Source organism: Mycobacterium venezuelense (assembly GCF_054919535.1).
This window is the reverse complement of record NZ_JBONDW010000044.1, coordinates 1-8,854: the sequence shown is the minus strand read 5'-3', so window position 1 is coordinate 8,854 and position 8,854 is coordinate 1. Positions and strand designations below refer to the sequence as shown.

1 pseudogene is annotated in these 8,854 nt (G+C 65.2%); it reads right to left on the bottom strand.

Annotated features, from left to right (window positions below):
• Nucleotides 1-8,854, bottom strand: a pseudogene (locus ACRCUN_RS34065) (amino acid adenylation domain-containing protein); the annotation flags it as partial.

The following is an 8,854-nucleotide window of genomic DNA, read 5'->3' as shown; positions in this document are numbered from 1 at the left end:
ACTCAACCCGGACCGGAGTGCCCCAGTCCTGGACGCACATATCGTGGTCTCGGTCGGACCATAACCATTGACCAACACCCGACCCGGCGCCCACCGATCCACCACATCAGCGGGGCATGGCTCGCCGGCAACGAGAAGCGCCATCGACTCCAGGCCCGCCGGCTCCAGCAGCGCCAACGCAGAGGGCGTCTGGCTCAATGCGCCGACGTTCTCGGCCACCAGCAGTGCATGCAACTCCCGCGGCGAGCCGGTCACCGACTCGGGGATCACCACGAGCTTTCCACCATGCAGGAGGGGGGCCCAAACCTCCTCCACCGACGCGTCGAAGCCGTAAGAATGCCACTGTGCCCACACGTGTGCCGGCAGATGTGTGATCGGCGGTGCCAGCAGCTGGGTAACGTTGCGGTGTGTGATGGCAACGGGTTTCGGCACCCCTGTGGTACCGGATGTGTAGATGAGGTACGCGATGTCGTCGGCTTCGGCCGCAGCCGGTCCGGTGCTCGGCTGCGCATCGATCCGAGCGTCGTCGATATCGACGATCATCAGATCGGCGCCCGCGAGCCGCTCGGCCAACGACGCGGTGGTCACCGCGGCCGTCGGGGCGGCGTCAGACACGATGAACTCGATACGTGCATCGGGCAGTATCGGGTCGATCGGGACGTAAGCCGCGCCTGTCTTGAGCACGGCCAGCATCGCCACGATCGCCTCTGCGCACCGATCGAACAGCAGCGCCACACAATGACCCGGCCGTACCCCCTCAGCCGCCAAGAAGCGGGCCAACCGATTCGACGCCTCGTCCAGTTGCCGATAGGTCATCGAGCGGCCCGCGAAGCTGACCGCCGCCGCATCCGGAACACGTGCCGCCTGCCGCGCGAACACCTCAGGAATCGACTCCCCGTGGGCGGGCTCGGTCAGGACTGCACGGTTACCGAGTCCGTCCAACCGGGAGTACTCACCCTCATCGAGCAGATCCACCGACGACAACAACCGCGCCGGGTCGGCAGCCATCGCCGTCAACACCCGGCGCAGTCTCCCGATGAGGTTCTCGATGCTGGCCGCATCGAACACATCGGTACGGAACTCCACAGTTCCGCCGATTCCCGCGGGATCACCAGTCGCGGTCCATCGCTCGGACAGTGCGAATGTCAAGTCCATTCGGGCGGCCAGGGTGTCTGCGTGCAACGGAGTGACCTTCACGTCGCCCAATGCCGATTCGGTGGCTGTATCTCCGGCGAAGTTCTGCCACGCCAACATCACCTGCACCAGTGGGTGATGGGCCAGGCTGCGCGTCGGATTGAGCCGGTCGACCACTACCTCGAATGGCACATCTTGGTGCTCGAAGGCCGCCAGGCTACGCTGACGCACTTGGGCCAGCAATTCGGCGACGGTGGGGTCGCCGTCGATGTCGACCCGCAGCACCAAGGTGTTGACGAAGAAGCCCACCAGGTCGTCCAGCGCCGGATCGCCACGCCCTGCGATCGGAAATCCCACGGCCACATCGGAACTGCTGCTCAACTGGGACAGCAGTAATGCCAGCGCGGCCTGCATCACCATGAAACTGGTCGCGTTGTGCTCGCGCCCCAACACACGGACCTGTTGCTGGAGTTCTGCCGGCCAATCCACGGTCACGGTCGCCCCACGGAAATCCGCGACCGGGGGGTAAGGCCGATCGGTGGGCAGTTCCAGCCGTTCGGGCAAACCGGTCAGCGCTTGTTCCCAAAAGGCCAACTGCGCGGAGAGAACGCTGTCGGGGTCGGTCTCGCTTCCCAGCCACTCCTGTTGCCACAACGTGTAATCGACATATTGGATGGGCAACGGTGCCCGATCCGGCGACTGTCCCGCGCACCTGTTGGCATAAGCCTCTCCCAGATCGCGCGCGAGCGGCGTCACCGATGCCCCGTCGGCGGCGATATGGTGCACCACCACGACCAGCACATGTTCGTCAGCTGCGGCACGCAAAAGTATTGCTTTGATCGGGATTTCGCTGGACAGATCGAATGGGTGGCGGGCCACGGCGTGGATGGCCGTACTCATCTGTTCCGCTGTCCAGCCCGCGGCATCGACAACTTTCCAACCGCAGTCGGCCTGCTCAACGGGCAGCACGACTTGATGCGGGATCCCGTCCACTGCGGTGAAGACGGTACGCAGGGTTTCCTGCCTGCAGACCACGTCGGCGAGCGCCTGGCCCAGCGCCTCCGCATCAAGGCGCCCGCTCAGCCGCAATGCGACTGCCATGTTGTAAATCGGCGACGGACCCTGCAACTGATCGAGGAACCACAACCGCTGTTGGGCATAGGACAACGGCACCACGGCCGGCCGGATCCCCGCCACGAGCGGTGACCGCTGACTGGCGCCCTCGCTGACACGGGACGCCAACTGGGCCACCGTGGGTGACTCGAACACCGTGCGTACCGCAAGTGCGGCTTCGAGGCTGGTGTTGACCGCGTTGACGACCCTTGTCGCGGAGAGGGAGTCGCCGCCCAGATCGAAGAACGAGTCGTCGGCCCCGACTCGCTCCAACCCAAGCACCTGGGCGTAGATACCGGCCAGGATTTCTTCCACCGCGGTCGCCGGTGCACGATATCCGTCGGCATCGATGTATTCCGGTGCAGGCAGGGACCGCTTGTCGAGTTTGCCGTTGACCGTAAGCGGCAACGTGTCCATCACCACGACCGCGGTGGGCACCATGTAACTCGGTAACCGCTCTGCCAGCGCGGCGCGTATCTTGGCCGGATCGACCGGCCCGGCGGCAGATTCGGTGACATAACCGACCAGGCGCTTGTCACCGGGACGGTCCTCCCGGGCGATCACCGCCGCTTGATCGATGCCATCCAATTCGGTCAGCGCGGCTTGGATTTCGCCGAGCTCGATGCGGTACCCGCGGATCTTGACCTGCTCGTCAGCCCGACCAAGATACTGCAACTGCCCAGCAGCGCCCCAGCACGCGAGGTCGCCGGTGCGATACATGCGAGCACCCGCGCCGCCGAACGGGCACGCCAGAAACCGCGATGCGGTCAACCCAGCTCGGCGCACATACCCGTATCCCAATCCCGCTCCGGCCACATATAATTCGCCGACCACACCGGCCGGCGCGGGTTGCATCCATCTGTCCAGCACCAGGAAAGCGAGGTGGGCCAACGGTACCCCGATCGGGCTGACAGCGCTGTCGGTGTCGCCCTCCGAGATCTCACGGAACGAGGCATGCACCGTCGTCTCGGTGGTGCCGTACATGTTGATCAGGCGGGGGGTGCCCGGGTGCCGATCCAGCCAGGGGCGAAGACGTTGCGGCTCAAGAGCTTCCCCGGCGAACACGATTGCCTCGAGCTCCAGCCGGCGTCCGAGCTCGGGCTGCAGTGCGTCGGCACTTTGGAGCGCGTAGAACGCCGACGGAGTCTGGCTCAGTACCGTGACCTGCTCAGCCACCAGTAGAGCATGAAAATCCTGCGGCGAGCGCGCCACCGATTCGGGCACCACCGCGAGCCGTCCGCCGTACAACAGCGCGCCCCAGATCTCCCATACCGAGACGTCGAACGCCAACGAATGCCACTGCGTCCACACCTGTCCCGCGAGCTCGACGCTGCCGTCGACCGACTCGAGCAGTCGCGTCACGTTGCGGTGAGTGATCGCAACCCCTTTCGGCACACCCGTGGTGCCGGACGTGTAGATGAGGTAGGCGATGTCATCGCATCCCGGCGCCGGCAGCGCAGTGCACGGATGGTTTTCGATGCGCGGGTCCACCGCTTGGACGACGGGTAATTCACACCCGTCCAACCGGCAGGCAAGTCCCGCGGTCGTGATCGCGGCGATCGGTCGGGCGTCGTTCACCATGAACTGTATTCGCGCATCGGGATGCATCGGGTCGATCGGCAGGTACGCAGCCCCCGTCTTGAGCACTGCCAGGATCGACACGATCGCCTCAGCCGAGCGGGCACACAACAGCGCCACGCACTGTCCGGGGCCTGCCCCCTCGCCGGCCAACAGGTGCGCCAACCGATTCGAGGACTCGTCGAGGTCTCGGTAGGTCATCGAGCGACCTTCGAAGGTGACCGCTACCGCCTCCGGAGCCGTTGCCACCTGTGCGGCGAACAACACGGGGATCGACTCGGACACCGGCTCCGGTTCGGTGAGAACCGCCTTGTTCCCCCACCCGAGCAGCCTGTCGTGCTCGTCTTCTTCCAAGAAGTCCATCGACGACAGACGCCGGGTCAGGTCAGCGGTCATGATTTACCCCTCCGCCTCGGCGGTAATCGCTACTAGAACCCGGCGTAGTCGCTCGATCAGCCGCTCAACGCTCGCCGCGTCGAATACGTCGGTACGAAACTCGACCGTTCCATCGATACCGGCGGGTTCGCCGGTATCGGTCCAGCGCTCCCCCAGGGAGAATGTGAGGTCCACTCGCGCGGTGTGAGTTTCGGCTGCCATCGGGGTGACCTCCACATCGCCCAGTACCAGCCCCGCGGCGGGGCCGCTGGTGTGCTGCCAGGACAAGTTCTGCCACGACAAGACGACCTGTACGAGTGGATGATGCGCGAGGCTGCGAGTCGGCTTGACCCGATCGACCACCAGTTCAAACGGCACATCCTGGTTTTCGAAGGCAGCCAAGCCGCGCTGACGGACCTGGTCGAGCAGTTCGGCGATCGTGGGGTCACCCGCCAGGTCGATCCGCAGCACAAGCGTGTTGACGAAGAAGCCGACCAGCTCGTCGAGCGCCGGATCGCTACGGCCGGCGATCGAGAGTCCCAGCGCGACTTCGGAACTCGCGCTCAATCTCGACAGCAGCACAGCCAGTGCGGCCTGTACCACCATGGAGCTGGTGACGTTGTGCTCACGAGCCAGGCGGTCGACCTGCCGCTGCAGCTCGGCCGGCCACCGCACGGCCACGCTGGCGCCCTGGTAATCGGCCACTGGCGGATAGGGACGGTCCGTGGGCAAGGACAGGCGGTCCGGAAGCCCCGCCAGCGCCTGTTCCCAATACGCCAGCTGCGCGGATATCGGGCTGTCGACATCGGCGATATCACCCAGGTATTCGCGTTGCCACAGCGTGTAATCCGCATATTGCACCGGCAACGGTGCCCAGTCCGGCGCCTGCCCGCCACACCGGCCGGCATAGGCCATGCCAAGGTCACGCACGAGAGGCGTGATCGACCAGCCGTCGGCCGCGATGTGGTGCACGACGGCGACGAGCACATGCTCACTGTCCGAGACGCGGAAAAGATCTGCGCGTAAAGGGATCTCGTTCGCGAGATCGAATGTGTGGCGCGCTACCGCGCCGACCGACTCCATCAGCCGCTCGATACCCCAACCCGAGGCGTCGACGACCTGCCAGCGCAGGTGTACCCGGTCGATCGGTAGCACCAGCTGCTGGGGTGTCCCGGCGGGCGCGATGAACAGCGTGCGCAGGCTCTCGTGCCGGGCCACCACATCGGCGAGTGCCTGTCCGAGTGCGTCGGTGTCCAGTGTGCCCTTGAGCCGCAACGCCACTGCCATGTTGTAAACCGGCGACGGCCCCTGCAGCTGCTCGAAGAACCAGAGCCGCTGCTGGGCGTATGACAGCGGAAGCTCGTGCGGGCGTGGCATGGCCTGCAAGGGCGGACGGGTCGTATCGCCCTGATTGCAATCCAGACATCCGGCAAGCTCTCCGACGGTCGACGCGTCGAACAAGTAGCGGACGGGCACGTCCCAGCCCAACGCCACTTGCAGGCGCGCAGCGACACGGGTGGCGGTCAGCGAATCGCCGCCAAGGGCGAAGAAGTCGTCGTCAAGTCCGGCCCGGTCCAACCCGAGCACTTCGGCGAATACCTCAGCGACTGTCTTCTCGGTCGGTGTCTGCGGTGCCCGGAACGCCGTGGCCCCAAACACCGGTTCGGGCAGCGCTTTACGGTCGATCTTGCCGGAGGACGTCAATGGGAACTCGTCGAGCACCACTATCTGGCTTGGCACCATGTATTCGGGCAACCGCGCACCCAACCACTGCCGCACCGCACTGAGCTTGGTATTGGTGTCTGGGTCGTTGGCGAAGCTGCTGCGCTGATGGGCGCCGGCATGCGACTGATACACGTCGGTGAGTATCAGGTCGGTCTCGGAGGCGATGGGACCGATGAAGACGGCGTCGAGCGTGCCGGCCTGCGCACCCCAAGTGACCGCCACCTGATAGCCGAGCGACTCACCCAAGCGATACAGCTGTTCTGGAGTGACGGTGTCGGTCCACGCCTCGGTTACCGGCACACCGGCCAATGCCTGTTCGGCTTGTACATCGCCGATCACACCGGTCCGTGGGATCGTCGCGACACGGAGCTCGGCTGGACGTCGTGTCTTCAATTCCGCGTGCAGCCCGCTCAGCCCCGCACACTCGGTCCACGTCAAGACCGGTACGTCGGCCACCGAGCGGACCGATCGCGGTGCCTTGTGAATGACGACGTCGTAGCGGTAGCGATTCAACTCGTTGTCGGCATCGCCGCGCTTGACCCGGATGTCGACACCGTTCACCGCGGGCAGCGATTCCGCCAGATTGGTGAAGAACTCAGGCGCCAGCAATAATTCGGGCTCGCCGAGCACGGCCCGCTGCACCCGCTGACGGACATCGTCGGCGTCGGCGTTCGCATGACGCGCCAGCACCACTCCGGTTTGGAACGCGCCCTGCAGGCTGTGATTGCGAACATCACCGATGAACAACGAACCACCTGGGGCCAGCAGGTTGACGGCGTTGTCGACGACCTCGGCCAGGTATCTGGCATTCGGGAAGTACTGGATGACCGAGTTGATGATCACCGTGTCGAAGTAACCCTGCTGCAGTGGCCCGGTGACGTGCGCAGGTTGGGCAAGTAGTTCCACCCTGTCGCGCCAGGGGATCTGCATCCGCTCCAACGAGCGGCTGAGGGTGTCGACAGCCACGGCGGACATATCGGTGCCGACATAGTGCTCGCAGTGTGGCGCGATCTCCGACAAGATCAGTCCCGATCCTGCGCCGATCTCCAGCACCCGCCGCGGACGTAAGGCGAGGATGCGATCGACCGCGGCCGCGCGCCATTCCCGCATCTCGTGCTGCGGAATCGGTTCACCCGTATAGCTGCTGTTCCAGCCCCGGAAATCGCTGCCGAACTCCGACGCCTCGGCCTCGGCGTCGTACAGTTCGTCGTACATCTGCTGCCACTGATCGACGACTTCGGCATCGTGCGCCGCGGTACTGGTGTCTTCCAAGGCAACATAGGCAATGAGATGTGATCCGGTGTTGCCGTGATGCATGGCCGCGGCGGCCCGGCTGACTTGCGGACAGGACAACAGGGTGTTCTCGATCTCACCCAGTTCGAGCCGCTGACCGCGCAGCTTGACCTGGGCATCCGCCCGGCCGAAGTATTCCAGCGTGCCCGCCGCGGTCCAGCGCACCAGATCGCCGGTGCGGTACATCCGCGAACCCGTCCTGAACGGGTTGGCGACGAAGCGATCCGCGGTCAGATCCGGCCGGCCGATGTAGCCGCGGGCTAGCGCGGGCCCGCTGAGATACAACTCGCCGACGACTCCCACGGGAGCCGGCTTGAGCCGCGCATCGAGCACCAGTCCTCGCACTCCGGCGATCGGAGTGCCGATGTCCACGGATTCCCCGGCCGCCAGCGGAGGCGTGCAGGTGGCCCAGATCGTGGTTTCAGTCGGACCGTAGGCGTTGAACATGTTCCGGTGCGGCGCCCAGGAGGCCACCAGCTCGGCCGGGCAAGCCTCTCCGGCAGTGATCAACGTGTCCAGCCGCCCGTCGAGAGCGTCCCGATCCAGCGTCGCAAGGACAGTCGGTGTCATAACCGCTGCGTCGACAGACTGCCCGAGCACCAACGCGTTCAGCGCCTCTCCCGCATAGGAATCCGGCCCTGCGACCACCAACGCCGCAGTGGAACCGACCGCCAGGACGATCTCGAATACAGATGCGTCAAAGGTCGGAGCCGCCACCAGCAGTACCCGAGAACGAGCGCTCAAGTCGAACAGGTCACGTTGTGCGGCGGCGACGCCGAGTAGTCCGGCGTGGCTGACCGCAACACCTTTCGGGGTCCCGGTCGATCCGGACGTGAATATGACGTAAGCCGCGTCCTCGACACTCACCGGCGCGACGCGGTCCACATCGGTAACCGGATCGCTGCGGTAGCGGGTCAGGTCGAGTCCATCGACCCGCAGAACCCGGCGCGTACCCGCACCCGCCAAACCGTCGGTACCACAGGTCAACACACACACGGCATCCACCGCGCCCAGCACCGTGGCGATGCGATCGCGCGGATGCGACCGATCCAAGGGCACATAGACCCCACCGGCCTTGAGCACAGCCCACCATGCCACCACGAGCTCAGCACACCGATCCATCGCCACGCCGACCGCACGCTCGGGACCGATTCCCAAGTCGATCAATAGCCGTGCCAACCGATTCGACGCGTCGTCCAACTCCCGATACGACATCACCCGCGACCCGTCGACGACAGCCACCGCACCCGCGTCATCAGCAACCGCGCCGGCCAACAATCGCGTCGCCACACCCACCGGTGCACTGGTGTCAGCGCCGGACCACTTGCCCAACAACAGATCCCGCTCATCGGAGTCGAGCAGTGGCACCTCGCCCACCACCGCCGACGAGTCGGCCACCACCGCTTCGACAACCCGGCCGAACCACGCCACCAACCGTTCGATCGTCGACCGATCGAACAGATCCGTGGCGTAAGTCACCGAGCCGGCCGCCATCAGTGCACCGGACTCCTCGGCCCGCACCTCGCGCATATCGAAATCGAGGTCGAACTTGGCAGTGCGGGTGACCATCGACACCGGTTCGATGCTGACGCCGTCGAGTGCGACATCAGGCCGCACGTTGTTCTGGAAGATGACT